The sequence below is a fragment of the Sphaerisporangium sp. NPDC005288 genome (assembly GCF_040607475.1).
Classification (GTDB): Bacteria; Actinomycetota; Actinomycetes; order Streptosporangiales; family Streptosporangiaceae; genus Sphaerisporangium; species Sphaerisporangium rhizosphaerae.
This window is the reverse complement of sequence record NZ_JBEXGT010000041.1, coordinates 18,864-35,947: the sequence shown is the minus strand read 5'-3', so window position 1 is coordinate 35,947 and position 17,084 is coordinate 18,864. Positions and strand designations below refer to the sequence as shown.

Here is a 17,084-nt window from a genome sequence, read left to right as displayed (position 1 = left end):
CGACGGCACCGCACGCCCCCTCAGCGCCGCCTCAAAGGCGCCCCGAGCCCGCCGAGCGGAGCGAGGCCGAACGACTCAGTCGATCGGGGGGGTGACGTCCGCGCCGGGGGCGTCGGCGCCCTTGGTGTGCTGGCCTTCGACGGAGGCCACCGCGTGGCCGCCGAACTGGTTGCGCAGGGCCGCGACCATCTTCATGGCCGGGGAGTCCTCCTGGCGCGAGGAGAAGCGCGCGTACAGGGCCGCCGTGATGGCCGGGAGCGGCACGGCGTGGTCGACGGCGGCCTGGACCGTCCAGCGGCCCTCCCCGGAGTCCTCGGCGTAGCCCTTGAGCTCCGACAGGTCGGGATCCTGGTCCAGGGCGCGCACCAGGAGGTCGAGCAGCCAGGAGCGGATCACCGTGCCGGTGCGCCAGCTCTTGAAGGCGCCCGGCACGTCGGTGACGATGTCGGTGGCCTCCAGCAGCTCCCAGCCCTCGGCGAACGCCTGCATGATGCCGTACTCGATGCCGTTGTGGACCATCTTGGCGAAGTGGCCGGCGCCCACCGTGCCGGCGTGGACGAAGCCGTCCTCGCCCTCGGGCTTGAGCGACTCGAAGATCGGCATGAGGCGGCCGACGGCGTCGGCGTCGCCGCCGACCATCAGGGCGTAGCCGTTCTGCAGGCCCCACACCCCGCCGCTGACGCCCACGTCGACGAAACCGATGTCGCGGGTGCCGAGCTGGTCGGCGTGCTTCTTGTCGTCGAGGTAGTGGGAGTTGCCCCCGTCCACCACGATGTCGCCCGGCGACAGCGCCTCGCAGAGCTGGTCGATCGTGGCCCTGGTCGGCGCGCCAGCCGGGACCATGACCCACACCACGCGGGGCGCCTGCAGCCGCTGGACGAGCTCGTCGAGGCTTGCGACGTCGCTGGACTCGGGGTTGCGGTCGTAGCCGACCACGTCATGCCCGGCGCGGCGCAGCCGCTCGGCCATGTTGCCGCCCATCTTGCCCAGCCCGATCATGCCGATCTGCATCGCAGCCACCCCTTGCCAAGATCTCCGTCATCGACGACGTGTCCCACGCGCCGTACCCTGCCCCGCCCCGTCCATTCGATGTGGACCAGGGGGATCCTAACTGGACAGTCTGATGGGCATGATGAGGTACCTGTAGTCGGGGGTGGCACCGTCGTCCACAGGCTTGCCACCAGTGAGGATGGCGGGCTTGGTGGAGGTCGTGAACTGCAGCCGCGCCACGTCGGAGTCGATCGCGCCCAGGCCCTCGAGCAGGAACTGGTGGTTGAAGGCGATGTTGATCTCGTCGCCGTCGAAGTCGACCGGGAGCACCTCGACCGCCTGGGCCTCGTCGCCGCTGCCGGCCTCCAGCACGACCTCGCCGCCGTGGAAGGCCAGACGCACCGGGGTGTTGCGCTCGGCGACCAGCGCGACGCGCTTGACCGCCTCGACGAACGCGGAGGTGGCGAGGTCGGCGTGGGCGGAGAACTCCGTCGGCAGCAGGGAGCGGTACTTCGGGAACTCCGGGTCCAGGAGCCGGGTCGTGGTGCGCCGGCCGGCGCTGGAGAAGCCGATCATGCCCTCGCCGGTGCCGCCGGAGGAGCTGAGGGCGATCTCGACCTCGGCGCCCGTGGTCAGCGACTTGGCGGTGTCGGCGAGCGTCCTGCCCGGGATCATCGCGATGGCCGAGAAGTCGGGCTGGTCGGGCTGCCACTTCAGCTCGCGGACGGCCAGGCGGTAGCGGTCGGTCGCCGCGAGGGTCACGGTGTCGCCCTCGATCTCCATGCGCACGCCGGTGAGCATGGGCAGCGTGTCGTCCTTGCCGGCCGCCACGGCGACCTGGGCGACGGCCGAGGAGAAGATGTCGCTGCCGACCCGCCCGGCCGCCGGCGGCATCGCCGGGAGCGAGGGGTAGTCCTCGGCGGGCATCGTCAGCAGGGTGAAGCGGGCGCTTCCACAGGTGACGACCGCCTTGGCGCCCTCCACCACGAAGTCCACAGGCTGTGAGGGAAGCGCGCGGGTGATCTCGGCGAGCAGGCGGCCGGAGACGAGCACCAGGCCGGGGTCGCCGGTCTGCAGCTCGAGGGTCACCTCGGCGGAGACTTCGTAATCGAAGCCGGAGAGCTTGAGCTGCTGCTCCTCGGTGACCTCCAGCCTCATGCCCGCCAGCACCGGCACCGAGGGCCGGGCGGGAAGGCTTCGGGCGGTCCACGCGACCGCCTCTGCGAGTACGTCTCGGTCGACACGGAACATCACGTCGAACCGCCTCCTGTCGTTCTCGGCTGTGTCTTGATCGCGGTCTTGATCCCGGCTCGAGCGCTCCGTGCCGTTGATGCAAGTGTTCACCCTCCCGCACGGGAGGACCGCGAGAACCCTTCTATGGGTCTTGAGTTCTTAGTAGAGAGAGATACAGGTAATCACCTTAGGGGCCGTGGATACTGTGGAAGATGGGTGTCCTCCCAGCTCAGGGCCGCTTTTTTGTCCACCGCGCCTGTGGGTGGGCGGTGCATTGTCACGCCCGGCCTGGGGATGACCGCAGGTTGCACACAGGCCGTCCCCAGTTTCCGGGGTCTTCATCCACCGGTCATCCACGAGGTTTCCACCGGTTATCCACGGGGTAAGAGACCTTCTCGGACCTGCCTTCGAGCTCCGCCCACAGGGCGTCCCCAGCTCGTCCACGAGTAGTCCCCAGGTCTTCCCCAGGTTGTCCCCAGGCTCTGAATTCGAGTTTCCCGACCGGACGCTTGCTTGTTCGCCGTCGAGAGCGGGCATTCCGGCCATTCAATGACACCTTGCGCTGATCCACAGAGATATCCACAGGCTGTGGATCATCACGCGTTGCGTGAATTCTGCTTGATGCGGTTTGTGAGCTCTGTGACCTGGTTGTACATCGACCGCCGCTCGGCCATCAGCGACCGGATCTTGCGTTCGGCGTGCATGACCGTCGTGTGGTCACGGCCGCCGAACTGCTGGCCGATCTTGGGCAGCGACAGGTCGGTGAGCTCGCGTGCGAGGTACATGGCGATCTGCCGGGCGGTCACCAGCACGCGCGAGCGCGAGCTCCCGCACAGGTCGTCGATCGACAGCCCGAAGTAGGCCGCCGTCTGCGCCATGATCGTCGCGATGGTGATCTCGGTGCTGGAGTCCTCGGTGATGAGGTCCTTGAGCACGACCTCGGCGAGCTGCAGGTCGACGGACTGCCGGTTGAGGCTGGCGAACGCCGTCACCCGGATGAGCGCGCCTTCCAGCTCGCGGATGTTGGTGGAGATCTTGCTGGCGATGTACTCGAGCACGTCGCCGGGGGCCGCGAGCCCCTCCTGTATCGCCTTCTTGCGGAGGATGGCGATGCGCGTCTCCAGCTCCGGAGGCTGGACGTCGGTGATCAGGCCCCACTCGAAGCGGTTGCGGAGCCGGTCCTCCAGCGTCACCAGCTGCTTGGGCGCCCGGTCGCTGGAGATGACGATCTGCTTGTTGGCGTTGTGCAGGGTGTTGAAGGTGTGGAAGAACTCCTCCTGCGTCTGCTCCTTGCCCTCCAGGAACTGGATGTCGTCCACGAGCAGGATGTCCACAGCCCGGTAACGCGCCCGGAATCCGTCGGCCTTGTGGTCGCGGATGGAGTTGATGAAGTCGTTGGTGAACTCCTCCGAGCTCACGTACCGCACCCGCGCCCCGTCGTACAGCCGCTGCGCGTAGTGGCCGATGGCGTGCAGCAGGTGGGTCTTGCCGAGGCCGGAGTCGCCGTAGATGAACAGCGGGTTGTACGCCTTGGCCGGGGCCTCGGCGACCGCGACGGCGGCCGCGTGCGCGAAGCGGTTGGACGCGCCGATGACGAAGGTCTCGAAGGTGTACTTCGGGTTCAGCCGGCCCGGCTCCCCCGGCTTGCCGCCCCGGCCGTCCCAGCGGTTCTGCACAGGGCGGTCATAGGCCTCGGGCTCCTGGCGCGGGCGGGGCGGCCGGCTGTCGGAGCCGCCCGCGAACGGAGGTTGTCCACCGTAGCCGCCCGCCTGTGGAGAATGCGGAGGATAAGGACGCGACGCGTCGCCCTGCTGGGGATACGCCTGCGGCGACTCGCCGCGGGAGTACGGCTGCGCGCCCTCCGCGCGCGGGAACGGCTGGTTGCCCTCGCCCCGGGGGAACGGCTGCGCGCCGTCGCCGCGCGGGTAGGGCTGTGCGGCCTCGCCCTGCGGGTAAGGCTGCTGGCCGTCGTTGTGCGAGGTGTAGGGCTGGGGCGACTCGCCGCGCGGGAACGCCTGCTGGCCGTCGGCGCCGGGGTAGGACTGCCCGGGCTCGCCGTGCTGGAAGGGCTGCGCCCCGTCGCCGCGAGGATACGGCTGGGAGGCGGGGGCCTCCTGCTGCTGGGAGGGATGCCCCTTTTCCTGGCCCGGCTGCCCGGGCTGGGCCGGCCGGCCGGGGAAGCCCTCGGCCGGACCCTGGTAGCCGTCCTGGCGGTAAGCCTGGGACGACCCCACCGGGCCGCCTCCGTAAGGCTCGTCGGAGTGTCCCCCATAGGGATAGGAGTACGGCTGCGCCTGTGGCCGGCCCTGTGGATAGTCGGTGGACGAACCCTGGTCGGGGAAGGACTGCTGGCCCATGGAACCCGGCCTGCCAGGCTGTCCGTACCCCTGCTGAGGTTGTCCACCATGGGGATAACCCGGCGAGGGAGCCTGGGGATATCCCTCGGGCCCGGGGCCCTGCGGGTCGCCGGCGACGGCCACGGGGTCGACCATGACGGCCACCCGCATCGGCCGGCCGAACTCCTGTGAGAGCGCCTGCGCGATCAGCGGCCGCAGCTTGGTCTCAAGGACGTCCTTGGCGAAGTCGTTGGGGGCGGCGAGGATGATCGTGTCGTTCACGAGCCCGAACGGCCGGGTCATGTTCAGCCACGCGCGCTGCTGGGGCGGAACGCTGCCCTCGGCGAAGCTCTCCAGCGCCCGGGCCCACAATGGGCCGAGGTCGACGCCATCCATTGTCCGGCCCCTCCTCCCTAACGCGGCCCCCGCACGCTCGCCGCGATCTGTTTTCCACATGGACGCCTGCCGGAGCACGCTCCGTCGGCGCCGGGCCTCGCGGCTGTCCCCACAGCGTTGTCCGCAGGCTGCCTCCGGTGGTCCACAACGGGTCCACATGCAGTCCACAGAGTGTCCACAGGGGTCACTCGTGGTCCACAACCTTCCAGGTGCGCTTCCGCGCACATCGGTGAGTTGGAGGGAAGGTCCGGAGGGCCGACAGTAGCGTTGTGCACATCCCTGTTCAAGACGTTGTCCACAGCCTAGTGGCAGGCTGGGGGCGAGATGGTGCACATACTGTGGATGACGCGGCGGCGGTGGAAATCCGCCCTGTGGAATAGTGGATAACCTGGGACGGGTCCTCCGGCGCGGGGTCCTCCGGCCGGGCCGGCCGTCCGCTTCGTGAGACACGCGCGCGCCGTTCCGGTTTGACCTCCGGGCTCCCGGGCCCGTAACGTACGACGGTCGGCTTGTCGCGCGACGGCACTTTGGCGTGCCCACGCATTCGGCAAGCCCAAGCCCTGTGTGTCAATCGCTCGCACCGTGTGCGGGTGAACTCAAGCCTGGAGCCCACTCGTGAGCAAGCGTACTTTCCAGCCGAACAACCGTCGCCGCGCGAAGACCCACGGCTTCCGGCTGCGCATGCGCACGCGGGCCGGTCGCGCCATCCTCGCCGCCCGCCGTCGCAAGGGCCGCGCGGAGCTGTCCGCCTGACAGCGCGGAGCGCCCGGTGCGTGCTCGTCTCGCCCGTCGGAACTGACCGGCGGGCGATAGCCGTGCCCGGGCACTTGTCGGTCTGAGAGCAGGTCCATCCGTGTTGCCGTCCGCTTCCCGAATGCGCCGGGGCGAGGAGTTCGCGAGCGCCATCCGGAAGGGCAGGCGCGCCGGGCGCCCCACCCTGGTCGCCCACTTCAGCGACCGGGGCGACCCCCGCGATCCTCCCCTGGTCGGCTTCGTGGTCAGCAAGGCCGTCGGTGGCGCGGTGGTCCGCAACCAGGTCAAGCGCCGGCTGAGGCACCTGATGCGCGACCGCCTGCACACGCTGCCGCGAGGTAGCCTGCTTGTTGTACGCGCCAATCCACAGGCGGCGTCCGCGCGAAGTGAGCACCTCGCCGCCGAGCTCGACGTCGCGCTGGACCGGTTGATCGGACGGCGGGCGTCGGGGCGACGGTCCGATCGCCCGGTCGCGACGGATGGACAGGCATGACCAACGGAGATCCAGAGGCGAGAGAGCGGGACGCGGGCGTGCAGGCGATCCCCGCGCCGACCGCGACCGTGGACGCGGGACGTCCTCCCGCGATCTCGGCGGGCGCCCGTGTCCTCATCGCCCCGATCCGGTTCTATCGAGCCTTCATAAGCCCCCTCCTTGGGCCGCGATGCCGCTTCGAACCGTCCTGCAGTGCCTATGGCCTCGAGGCGATCGCCGTACACGGCGCGTTGCGCGGGCTGTGGCTGACCGCCAGGCGAATCGGGCGTTGCCACCCCTTCCACCCGGGAGGTTACGACCCGGTGCCCCCGCGCCCGGTCCGGTCCCACGACGAAACGCAAGGGAGCTAGCTCGGTGGAGCTGACATTCCTGGAACCGCTGTACACCGCCGTAGCGACGGTGATCGCGTGGATTCACGCGGCGTACAGCGTCATCATTCCCCCCGACAACGGGCTGAACTGGGCACTGACCATCATCACGCTCACCGTGCTGATGCGTCTGCTGATCTTCCCGCTCTTCCTCAAGCAGATGCGCTCGTCGAAGAAGATGCAGGAACTCGCCCCCAAGGTGCAAGAGCTGCGCAAGCGGTACAAGAACGACAAGCAGCGCATGAACCAGGAGGTCATGAAGGTCTACCAGGAGGGCGGCGCCAACCCGCTGGGCGGCTGCCTGCCCGTGGTGGCCCAGTTCCCGATCTTCATCTCGGTGTTCACCGTGCTGCGGTCGATCGCGGAGGACAAGGCCGCCCACGGCATGTCGCAGCAGATGGTCGACTCCGCCCGATCGGCCCACATCTTCGGCGCGCCCATCCCGGCGACCTTCTTCACCAGCGGCGCGGAGATCCACGCCCTGGGCGCCGACCCGATCATCACGAAGATCATTCTGGGCATCTTCGTCGCGATCAGCTCCACCACGACCTTCCTCACGGTGCGGCAGAGCGTCACGCGGTCCATGGCGCAGATGCCCGACAACCCCATGGCGCAGCAGCAGAAGATCCTGATGTACATCTCGCCGCTGTTCGCGATCTTCAGCCTCAACTTCGCTCTCGGCCTTATCCTTTACTGGGTCACCACCAACCTGTGGACGCTCGGTCAGCAACACTGGTTCTACAGCCGGCACCCGATGCCGGTGGTGGACGCCAAGGGCAACATGGTGACACCCGAGCCCAAGCCGGGCCTGTTGAGTAAGATCCTTCCAGGGAAGGCCGACGCCAAGGAGCCCGCCGACGCGCCGCCGCCCGCTCCCGAACAGAAGGTCATTCGCCAGCAGCCCACGCGGCAGCCGCGCAGCAAGCGCACAGGTAGCAAGAAGCCGTAGCCGGTTGTGTTGAAGGAGAGTCCGGACGTGACCGAAGTCAACGAGGAGCAGGCCCCGAAGGCCGCGCCCGACATCGCCGCCCTCGAGCAGGAGGGCGAGATCGCGGCCGACTACCTCGAAGGTCTGCTGGACATCGCCGACCTCGACGGCGACATCGACATGGACGTCGAAGGCGACCGTGCCCTCGTGTCGATCGTTGACATCAAGGGCAACGACCTGGTCGGCGCCAACGGCGAGGTGCTGGAAGCGCTGCAGGAGCTCACCCGTCTCGCGGTGCACCGCCGCACGGGCGAGCGCTCGCGCCTGATGCTCGACGTCGCCGGCTATCGGCAGGGCAAGCGCGCCGAGCTGACCAAGCTGGGCGCCAAGGCCGCCGAGGACGTCAAGCGCTCCGGCGAGGCCAAGTCCCTGCAGCCGATGACGCCTTTCGAGCGCAAGATCGTGCACGACGCCGTCGCCGCGGCCGGCCTGCGCAGCGAGTCCGAGGGCGAGGAGCCCGAGCGCTACGTCGTCGTCCTGCCCGCCTGACGGCGGAGGGCGCCCGCGCCTGAGCGGGCGCAGCGGAACGACCGGGGCATCCTGGAAGAGGGCCGCCGATCTTGCGGATCGGCGGCCCTTGGGCTGTCCGGACCCCGCTTGCCCGCAGGAGCCGGGCAACCCGATGCGTCGCTCAAGTTGTATCGCCGGCGGCGGTCGCGCCGCTCCCCCGCCCGCCCCGCCTGCCGAATCCATACGCGAACTTGTACCGCGGCCGCCCGGAGCTTTTCCCCGTCCTGTCCGGCTCCGCCGATCGGGCCCGCGAACCCGCCGATCGGACGCGTCGAGCCGTCGGGGACGGCGGGGAGGGCTACCCTTACGCGAAGATATGGTGACCGTTCTAGTTGAGTGAGTGATGGCGGAAAGCGAAGAACTGCCCGACGCGCCCGATGCTGCGCGCGCGGTCTTCACCGGTGAAGCGTGGCCCCGGGCCCGGGCGTTCGCGGAGATGCTGGCCGGCCCCGGCGTCGTGCGAGGGCTGCTCGGCCCCAGAGAGGTCCCGCGCATCTGGGACCGGCACCTGCTCAACTGCGCCGTGGTGGCCGAGGCCGTGCCCGAGGACGCCCGCCTGGTCGACATCGGCTCCGGCGCCGGGCTGCCCGGCATCGTGCTGGCGATCGTGCGTCCCGACGTGACGGTGACGCTCCTGGAACCGCTCCTGCGCAGGACGACGTTCCTGGAGGAGTGCGTGGAGGGGCTGAAGCTGGACAATGTGGAAGTAGTGCGCGGGCGTGCCGAGGAACTCGCGGGCAAGCGGGACTTCGACGTGGCCTCCGCCCGCGCCGTCGCGCCGCTCGACCGCCTGCTCGCCTGGTCGCTGCCCCTGCTGCGCGAGGGTGGACAGCTCCTGGCGATGAAGGGGGAGCGGGCCGCCGAGGAACTCGACGCCGCGGCACAGCAATTGCAGGCCTATGGCGTGCATTCCGCCGAGCTTGTCACAGTCGGGCGCGGTAAGGTCGATCCGCCCGCGACTCTTGTCCGGGTGGTCGCCGGACGCTCGCCAGCACGAAGTGCACAGGGTGCGCGGCGCCGACGGAAGAGGTGACGGTTATGCCGGATACGGCAGGCGGCCTTGGATGGCCCGCTGGTCATGTCTCCGCCACGGGCGGAAGGCCCACGGGGCTCGGCTGGCCGACTTCCCCTGATGCCGCCATGCCGGTTGAAAGGACGACGACCGTGTCTCAGCCCCCCCTTAACCCCGGCGATTCGCCGCTGGTCCGAGAGGCGCTCAGCTCAGTGGTTTCACGTGAAACAGCACCATCCGCTCCCGTGGCCGCCGCTTCGATCGGCTACTCGTCCTCCTTGCAGGAGGGCGACTGGCCCCGACCCCCGAAGCCGCGGATCATCACCATCGCCAACCAGAAGGGCGGCGTCGGTAAGACCACGACCGCCGTCAACCTGGCGGCCGGGCTGTCGATGCACGGCCAGCGCGTGCTCGTCGTCGACCTCGACCCCCAGGGCAACGCCTCCACCGCGCTGTCCGTCGAGCACCGCGGCGACATTCCGTCGGTCTACCAGGTGCTGGTCGAGGATCTGCCGCTGGCCGAGATCGTCAGTCCGGTGCCCGACATGCCCAACCTGTACTGCGCGCCGGCCACCATCGGCCTGGCCGGCGCCGAGATCGAGCTGGTCTCGCTGGTCGCCCGGGAGGCGCGGCTCAAGCGCGCGCTGGAGGCGTTCGACGCCGTCGACCTGGACTACATCTTCATCGACTGCCCGCCGTCCCTCGGCCTGCTCACCGTGAACGCCATGGTGGCCGCCGAGGAGGTCATGATCCCCATCCAGTGTGAGTACTACGCGCTGGAAGGCGTCAGCCAGCTGCTGCAGAACGTCGAACTCGTCCGGGTGCACCTGAACCAGAAGCTCAAGGTCTCCACCATCCTGCTCACGATGTACGACGGCCGTACGCGGCTGGCATCCCAGGTGGCCGACGAGGTGCGGTCCCATTTCGGGGACACGGTGCTCAACACGGTCATCCCCCGGAGCGTCCGGGTGTCCGAGGCGCCCAGCTACGGCCAGTCCGTGCTCACCTACGACGCCGGCTCCAGCGGTGCCATGGCGTACATGGAAGCGGCGCGGGAGATCGCCTTCCGCGCTGCGGCGCTAGCGGGAAGCTGACCCCGTCCGGCAGCGGTACCCTCCTGTGGAGTGTCCTGCGCCGGGTTCCGGTGGTTCGGCCGAGATCGAGTGGAATACGCGGCGACAGAGGCGGTGCCGGTGGTGACCGTCTCCGCGCGGGCGTGGCGTTGGGCGAGGAGGATTCGTGGCTCAGCAGAAGCGTGGTGGACTGGGGAAGGGACTCGGGGCCCTGATCCCCACCGGGCCGATCGTCGAGGCGCCGAGCCGGCCGACGGCGGCGCCGGCGGAGCCCCGACCGGCCGATGACGGGCCGAAGCCAGTCGCGGGCGCGTACTTCCTGGAGATCCCGGTCAAGTCGATCATCCCGAACGCCCGGCAGCCCAGGGACATCTTCGACGACGATGCTCTGCGCGAGCTGGCCGACTCCATCGGCGAGGTCGGGCTGCTCCAGCCCATCGTGGTGCGCGCGGCGGATGACGATCGCTACGAGCTCATCATGGGCGAGCGACGATGGCGCGCCTCCAAGCTGCTGGGGATGACGGAGATCCCGGCGATCGTCCGGAGCACCCAGGACGACGAGATGCTCCGCGAGGCGCTCATCGAGAACCTCCAGCGGGAGCAGCTCAACGCGCTGGAGGAGGCCGCCGCGTACCGCCAGTTGCTGGACGACTTTGGCGCCACCCACGAGCAGCTCGCACAGCGGGTCGGGCGCTCTCGATCGCACATCACCAACACCCTGCGCCTGATGAACCTGCCCGCCAACGTCCAGAAGCGGGTGGCCGCCGGGACGATCAGCGCGGGGCACGCGCGGGCGCTGCTCACCCTCAGCGATCCGGCGGCGCAGGAGCACCTGGCCGGCCGCATCGTCGCCGAAGGGCTCTCCGTGCGCACCGTGGAGGAGATCGTCTCGATGGGGGAGGCGACCGCCGCTCCCGCTCCCCGTGCCCGCCGTGTCAAGGACGCCCCCGAGCCCGTCCTCACCAACCTCGCCCACCGGCTCTCCGACCACTTCGAGACCCGCGTCAAGGTCGACCTCGGCCGACACAAGGGGCGCATCGTCGTCGAGTTCGCCACCATGGACGACCTTGAACGCATCATCGGCGCCATGGTCCCGGAAGCCGCCACCGCCATCCACGCCGCCGAAGACTGACCCTTCTGGGGTAACCCGTCCCGCGCTTGGCTCCCACCATGACCGTGCATCCCGAACCGGCTCGATGATCCTGCCTGGCCTCCTGGATACCGCCAGGAGGCGCAGTCTATTTCGGTGGGCGTGGTTTCACGTGAAACGGCGGGATCTCTTCGCCTGGCTCACGCGTTCCTCGTTCAGTGCCTATCCGTGTCCGACCGGTGTTTCACGTGAAACCGTGTATCGTCCGGGTGGGATTCCCATCCTCGTCGGCCGTGGGGACGATGGGTGTCGGACACCTCTGACGCGGAACGTTCGCGGTGATATGGCCCCGCGAACTCGCCCGTCGGCGCCGATGCGGTGCGACTCTGGTTGGCTCGGCGCCGATGGTGCCCGCCCTGCGGCCGACCAGGACCTCTACCTAGCCGACGTCCCCTGCTCCATCCACTTGTCCCTGCTGAGGGTTTATCAAGTCAGGAACCGCTCCGCGCCCGCAGGAGCGACCGGCCCCACTCACTCGGCAAGCGGGTAGGTGGACCGGCATGGCGCCCATCCGATCTCTCATCACCATCCGGCGGTAGGGGATGGGTACGGAGCGGTGGCCGACCGTTGCACCGGTGATCCGGCCGGCTTGGGAAGCCGTGGGTGAGCCTGAGACGGACGACGCGACAGGTGATCGAGTCCAGCCGTCATCGGCGCCGGATAGGCCCGCCCCAAACATGCAGCTGATCGGACGGACGTGGCTGTCCACCCCGGTCGCCAGCCCGCGAGACGGCTGCCGGTAGGGGACAAGGCGGCCGGGCATATCCCATGATCCCGCCGGACCCTGCAGCAGCGGACGAGCCCGGCGCCAGACGGCGTACAACCGCCCAGGCCGAGCCGCGACCAGCAGTTCGGATGGGCCCACCCCGGCATGCAGGGTGGGTGGACCGGCATGGCTGCCCACCCGGATCCTCCAGCACCGCACACGGAATGACGCTCTTGCAAAGCTTGGGAGCGGCAACCGGGCATGCGCCGGCGATACGGCAAAGCGGAACGGCGTACAGCCGCACAGGCCGAGCCGCGAGCGGCAGTTCGGATGGGCCCACCCCGGCATGCAGGTGGGAGGGCCGGCGCAGCCTGCTGGCTCCTCACCAAGCCGCTTGCCGGGATGTGCTACCCACGGTTCTCCGCACGATCCTCCACCGCCCCAAGTTGGTGACGTACACCGGGTGGGTACCAATGTCGGTCCACCTGCCAGCTTGCGGAGTGAGTCTAGCGACTCCGTGGGCGACGGCTCAGCCGAATCGAGTGATCGCCGCGTGGGGTTCGTTCCGTTCGGGCCTGGCTGCCCTCGCAGCCGTCCTTGCAGCACTCACGTGAGGCGCGGACTTCGGTGCAACCTCCCCGTCGCCACCCCATGTCGGTGGTGGACGGCCGGCCCGCGCTCCACACGCCCAGTCGTCACTCATTGTCGGTGGGTCGACCTGGTGGGCAGCCGTGCCGGTCCACCAACCCGCACGCATGCCGAGATGGACCACGCCATGGCCCTCCGCACGATCGCCCACCATCACCCGGTGCCGGTGACATACGACAGGGTGGGCAGCCATGTCCGGCTCAGCCACCGGCTGGTGAGGTGGACCCATCAAATGCTCTGGTGACGGCTCAGTCGGTTTGCGGTGGCTTCGTCTCCGTCGGCCCTTCGGTGTCAACGGCCCAGTGGGGTGGCGACGTACGTCTCGGCGCGGATCTTCGTGCGGTCCCCACTTCGCCCGCCCTCTCACGGCACCCGGCCATAACGGAGTCCCCAGGGGAAGCGGGCAGGCGTCCAGCACGCCCGCCCGCTGGACTCATCAGTCACCGATACGCGAGAGAGGGAGGAGCTGGAAATTTGCGGTGGCGGGTCGCCTCGTCACACGCTCCGCTGGGCCATGTTTCACGTGAAACGGCACGGGCGGCGGCAGGGGAGTGGAACGGGAGGACGGGGGTCAGGAGGACAGGGATCAGGAGGTCATGGACTCGAGGGTCTGCCGGATGTCGGCCACGAAGGTGTCGACGTCTTCGGCGGAGGTGTCGAAGGCCGTCATCCAGCGCACGATTCCGAGCGAGGCGTCCCACACGTGGAACAGGTATCGCGCCTGGAGTTCGGCGATGGCCTCGGTCGGCAGGGCGGCGAAGACGGCGTTGGACTCGACCGGCCACGTGATGTCCAGGCCGGGGAGGCCGGCGACACCATCGGCCAACCGGCGCGCCATCGCGTTGGCGTGCTCGGCGTTGCGCCGCCACAGCTCCTCGGTCAGCAGCGCGGAGACCTGGGCGGAGACGAAGCGCATCTTGGAGGCGAGCTGGAGCGTCTGCCGCCGCAGGTACGGCCCTGCCTCCGCGAGGTGGGGACGCAGGACGATCACGGCTTCGCCCACGAGGGCGCCGTTCTTGCTGGCGCCGAAGCTGACGACGTCCACCCCGGCGTCGGTGGTGAGCGCCCGCAGTGAACAGCCGAGGTGGGCGGCGGCGTTGGCCAGGCGGGCGCCGTCCATGTGGAGCAGCATGCCGTTGTCGTGAGCCGTCGCGGCGATCGCCGCGACCTCGTCGGTGGTGTAGCAGGTGCCGAGCTCGGTCACCTGGGAGATGGACACCACGCTCGGCTGGACCTCGCTGATGTTGCCCCGGCCGCCGAGCCGGGCGGTGATGTCCCCCGGAGTCAGCTTCCCGTCGCGTGTCGGGACGGTGACGAGCTTCACCCCGAGCACCCGCTCGCTCGCCCCCGTCTCGTGGGTGGCGATGTGCGCGGTCTCGGGGCAGACGATCGCTTCGTACCGGCGTCCCAGCATCATGCTCAGCGACAGCATGTTGGCCCCGGTGCCGTTCAGCACGACGAGGCTGGTGGCCTGCTCGCCGAATTCGGAGCGCACCTGCCCGGCCAGGGAGGCGGTCCAGTCGTCGTCGCCGTACGCGGGGGCGTCGCCGGCGTTGGCGGCGGCCACGGCCGCGAGGACGGCCGGGTGCGCCCCGGCGTGGTTGTCGCTCGCGAAGCTCTTGGAGTGAAGCTGTTCGATCACGCCCGCAAGGCTACGCCCGCGCCCCGCTGACCTGCGGACCGGTACGCCACCAGAACGAACTCGACGGGCTCGTCATGGCCGCCTGTGCGCCACCGCTCCGATCACCTGTGGCAGACACGCCACCGAAACGCGCTCGGCGGATTCGTCATGGCCGCCTGTACGCCCGCGCCCCGCTGACCTGCGGGCCGGTACGCCATCGAAACGCGCTCGGCGGGTTCGTCATGGCTGTCTGAACGCCCCCGCTCCGCTCGCCTGCGGCGGGTACGCCACCAGGACAAGCTCGGCGGGGTCGTCATGGCCGCCTGTACGCTCTCGCTCCGCTCGTCTGCGGACCGGTAGAGCCCATCGGGACCCGCTCAGCGGGCTCGTCGGATCGCTGCCTGGAGGAGACCGTGGCAGATGGCGCTGAGGTCCTGGCCGGCGGCTTCCACGGCCATCGGCAGCAGGGACGTCTCGGTCATCCCGGGGGCGACGTTGACCTCGAGGAAGTGCGGCTGCCCGGTGGCGTCGACGATGAGGTCGGTGCGGGACAGGTCGCGCAACCCGAGGGCGGTGTGCGCGGTGACGGCCAGCTGGGCGCACGCCTCGGCGACCTCCGGCCGGAGCCGCGCGGGGGCGAAGAACTCGGTGCGCCCGGCCGTGTAACGCGCCGAGTAGTCGTACACGCCCTCGTCTGCGACGATCTCCACCGGTGGCAGGGCGGTGGGCCCGTCGCCGAGGTCGACCACCGAGACCGCGACCTCGACCCCCTCGATGTACTGCTCGATGAGCGCGGTGTCGCCGTAGGCGAAGCAGCCGACCATGGCCGCGGGCAGCTCGTCGGCCTTGCGGACGATGGAGCCGCCCAGCGCCGACCCGCCGTGCGACGGCTTGACGAACAGCGGCAACCCGAGCCGTTCGATGATGCGCCCGAGCACGGCCGAGGCGCCCAGGTCGTGGAAGGTCTCCTTGGGGAGCACGACCGCGTCGGGGGTGCGGACGCCGACCGAGCGGACCATCGTCTTGGCCGTGGGCTTGTCGAAGGCGATGCGGCAGGCCTGCGGCCCGGCGCCGACGTAGGGCAGGTCGAGCAGTTCGAGCACCGACCGGATGGCGCCGTCCTCTCCGCTCCCGCCGTGGAGCGTCACGAAGACCACGTCGGGCGGATCGGCCAGGACGGAGGGCACCAGGCTCGCGTCGGTGTCGCGTGTCTCGACGTCGACCCCGGCCGCACGAAGCACCTCGCTCACGCGGCGGCCCGAGCGCAGCGAGACCTCGCGCTCGTAGGACAGTCCGCCTGCCAGCACCAGCACATGGCCGAGATCGCTCATCAAGGACCTTTCTTACCGCTCGCACTTTCCAGGGGCAGGCGCCGCCGGGGGAGCGGGCGCCTGCCGCACGTCATCTTCAGGCTAGGTCCGGCCCGGGGGTGTCGACCCCACCGTGGACGGGAGCGGAGCCGGTGCCGAACGTGTCGCGCATGAGCAGTTCCTGCTGGATCACCCCTGTGAGCCTGCGGACGCCCTCGCGGATGCGGTCGGGCTCGGGGTAGCAGTACGACAGGCGCATGTGCCGCGCGCCTGAGCCGTCGGAGTAGAACCCCGTGCCGGGCACGAACGCCACGCGCTCGGCGACGGCGCGGGGCAGGATGGCCTTGGAGTCGAGCCCTTCGGGAAGGGTCATCCAGACGAAGAACCCGCCGGCGGGCCGCGTCCACACGCAGCCGGGCGGCATCAGGGCGTCCATCGCGCCGAGTAGGGCGTCACGCCGCTCGCGGTAGAGCTCGCGGAACGCCTTGATCTGCTCGCGCCATGGCTGGGTCGCGAGGTACTGCCCCACGGTGAGCTGGGTGAAGGTGGAGTGCGACAGCACGGCCGACTCCAGGGCGAGCACCAGCTTGTCGCGCACGGCGTGCGGGGCCAGGGCCCAGCCGACGCGGAAGCCCGGGGCGAGCGTCTTGGAGAACGACCCGAGATAGACCACGCCTTCGGGATCGTCCGCGCGCAATGCGCGCATCGGCTCGCCGTCGAAGCCCAGCAGGCCGTACGGGTTGTCCTCGACGACCAGCACACCGGCTCGTCGGCAGATCTCCAGCACCTGGCGGCGGCGCGACGCGCTGAGCGTGACACCGGCCGGGTTCTGGAAGGTCGGCACGGTGTAGAGGAACTTGATGCGACGGCCCTGCCGGGACAGTGCGTCGATCGTCTCGGCGAGCGCGGCGGGGTCGAGGCCCTCGTCGTCCATGGTCACGTGGACCACCGACGCCTGGTAGGCCGCGAACGTGCCCAGGGCGCCTACGTAGGAGGGGCCCTCGGCGAGGACCACGTCGCCGGGGTCGATGAAGATACGGGTGATCAGGTCGAGGGCCTGCTGGGAGCCGACGGTGACGACGACGTCGTCCGGGCCGGCCTCGATGCCCTCCAGGCGCATGACCTCGCAGATCTGCTCACGCAGGTGCGGGTCGCCCTGGGCGGAGCCGTACTGCAGGGCCACGGTGCCGCGGTGGGCCACCAGGTCGGCGACGATCTCGCCGACGGTGTCGAGGGGGAGGGCTGTGACGTACGGCATGCCGCCGGCCAGCGAGACCACCTCGGGCCTCGATGCGACGGCGAAAAGAGCTCGGATCTCGGAGGCCACCATGCCGGTAGCCCGTGCGGCGTACCGATCGATGTAGGCGTCGATGCGCGACCCGTGGGCCGCGGTCCTCCGACCGTGATCCTGCTCTTCCGTCACGGTCCACCTCCTAGGGCATAGCCGAGCTAGGTTCATTGCGGAGTGACCAGCCTACGGCAGGCATCCTCGAAACC

At 69.6% G+C, this 17,084-nt stretch carries 14 protein-coding genes; 8 read left to right on the top strand and 6 right to left on the bottom strand.

Features of this window, described 5'->3' with window-relative positions; translation table 11 throughout:
* Nucleotides 1-75: 75 nt before the first annotated feature.
* The 3 genes from gnd to dnaA form a co-directional block, all read right to left on the bottom strand.
* A complete protein-coding gene (gene gnd, locus ABZU32_RS31280; RefSeq protein WP_354927659.1) occupies nucleotides 76-1,020 on the bottom strand; it encodes a phosphogluconate dehydrogenase (NAD(+)-dependent, decarboxylating) in 945 nt (314 codons plus the stop codon).
* A gap of 87 nt (nucleotides 1,021-1,107) precedes the next feature.
* Nucleotides 1,108-2,244 (bottom strand): DNA polymerase III subunit beta, encoded by a 1,137-nt coding sequence (gene dnaN / locus ABZU32_RS31275; RefSeq protein WP_354927657.1) that lies wholly within the window; start codon nucleotides 2,242-2,244, stop codon nucleotides 1,108-1,110.
* 575 nt (nucleotides 2,245-2,819) lie between these two features.
* Nucleotides 2,820-4,955 carry a chromosomal replication initiator protein DnaA gene (dnaA, locus tag ABZU32_RS31270; RefSeq protein ID WP_354927655.1) on the bottom strand — a complete coding sequence of 712 codons (2,136 nt, stop codon included), beginning with the start codon at nucleotides 4,953-4,955 and terminating at the stop codon, nucleotides 2,820-2,822.
* A 615-nt stretch (nucleotides 4,956-5,570) separates the two neighbouring features.
* Between dnaA and rpmH the strand changes: the two genes are divergently transcribed.
* The 8 genes from rpmH (at nucleotide 5,571) to ABZU32_RS31230 (ending at nucleotide 11,284) form a co-directional block, all read left to right on the top strand.
* A complete protein-coding gene (gene rpmH, locus ABZU32_RS31265) occupies nucleotides 5,571-5,708 on the top strand; it encodes a 50S ribosomal protein L34 (protein ID WP_010849920.1) in 138 nt (45 codons plus the stop codon).
* A gap of 121 nt (nucleotides 5,709-5,829) precedes the next feature.
* Nucleotides 5,830-6,201 carry a ribonuclease P protein component gene (rnpA, locus tag ABZU32_RS31260; RefSeq protein WP_354927653.1) on the top strand — a complete coding sequence of 124 codons (372 nt, stop codon included), beginning with the start codon at nucleotides 5,830-5,832 and terminating at the stop codon, nucleotides 6,199-6,201.
* A 92-nt stretch (nucleotides 6,202-6,293) separates the two neighbouring features.
* Nucleotides 6,294-6,551 (top strand): membrane protein insertion efficiency factor YidD, encoded by a 258-nt coding sequence (yidD, locus tag ABZU32_RS31255; protein WP_354852243.1) that lies wholly within the window; start codon nucleotides 6,294-6,296, stop codon nucleotides 6,549-6,551.
* Nucleotides 6,552-6,555: 4 nt separating this feature from the next.
* Nucleotides 6,556-7,518: a membrane protein insertase YidC gene (yidC, locus tag ABZU32_RS31250; protein WP_354852140.1), complete on the top strand. Its 963-nt coding sequence runs from the start codon at nucleotides 6,556-6,558 to the stop codon at nucleotides 7,516-7,518.
* A gap of 27 nt (nucleotides 7,519-7,545) precedes the next feature.
* Nucleotides 7,546-8,046, top strand: a complete 501-nt coding sequence (locus ABZU32_RS31245) for a R3H domain-containing nucleic acid-binding protein (protein ID WP_354852138.1) — start codon at nucleotides 7,546-7,548, stop codon at nucleotides 8,044-8,046.
* A 364-nt stretch (nucleotides 8,047-8,410) separates the two neighbouring features.
* Nucleotides 8,411-9,100, top strand: a complete 690-nt coding sequence (rsmG, locus tag ABZU32_RS31240; RefSeq protein WP_354927650.1) for a 16S rRNA (guanine(527)-N(7))-methyltransferase RsmG — start codon at nucleotides 8,411-8,413, stop codon at nucleotides 9,098-9,100.
* A 224-nt stretch (nucleotides 9,101-9,324) separates the two neighbouring features.
* On the top strand, nucleotides 9,325-10,173 hold the full coding sequence (locus ABZU32_RS31235) for a ParA family protein (RefSeq protein ID WP_354927648.1): 849 nt from the start codon (nucleotides 9,325-9,327) through the stop codon (nucleotides 10,171-10,173).
* A 145-nt stretch (nucleotides 10,174-10,318) separates the two neighbouring features.
* Complete coding sequence (locus tag ABZU32_RS31230) at nucleotides 10,319-11,284, top strand: ParB/RepB/Spo0J family partition protein (RefSeq protein ID WP_354927646.1); 966 nt, start codon at nucleotides 10,319-10,321, stop codon at nucleotides 11,282-11,284.
* A gap of 1,958 nt (nucleotides 11,285-13,242) precedes the next feature.
* On the opposite strand, the gene ABZU32_RS31225 is transcribed toward ABZU32_RS31230, so the two are convergent.
* From ABZU32_RS31225 to ABZU32_RS31215, 3 genes are all read right to left on the bottom strand, one after another.
* Nucleotides 13,243-14,298 (bottom strand): aminotransferase class V-fold PLP-dependent enzyme, encoded by a 1,056-nt coding sequence (locus ABZU32_RS31225; RefSeq protein WP_354927644.1) that lies wholly within the window; start codon nucleotides 14,296-14,298, stop codon nucleotides 13,243-13,245.
* Between the two features lie 356 nt (nucleotides 14,299-14,654).
* Nucleotides 14,655-15,608, bottom strand: coding sequence for a D-alanine--D-alanine ligase (locus tag ABZU32_RS31220; protein ID WP_354927642.1), 954 nt, complete (start codon nucleotides 15,606-15,608; stop codon nucleotides 14,655-14,657).
* A gap of 76 nt (nucleotides 15,609-15,684) precedes the next feature.
* Entirely contained in the window at nucleotides 15,685-16,917 is a 1,233-nt protein-coding gene (locus ABZU32_RS31215) for a PLP-dependent aminotransferase family protein (protein WP_354852241.1), read from the bottom strand.
* Nucleotides 16,918-17,084 lie beyond the last annotated feature (167 nt).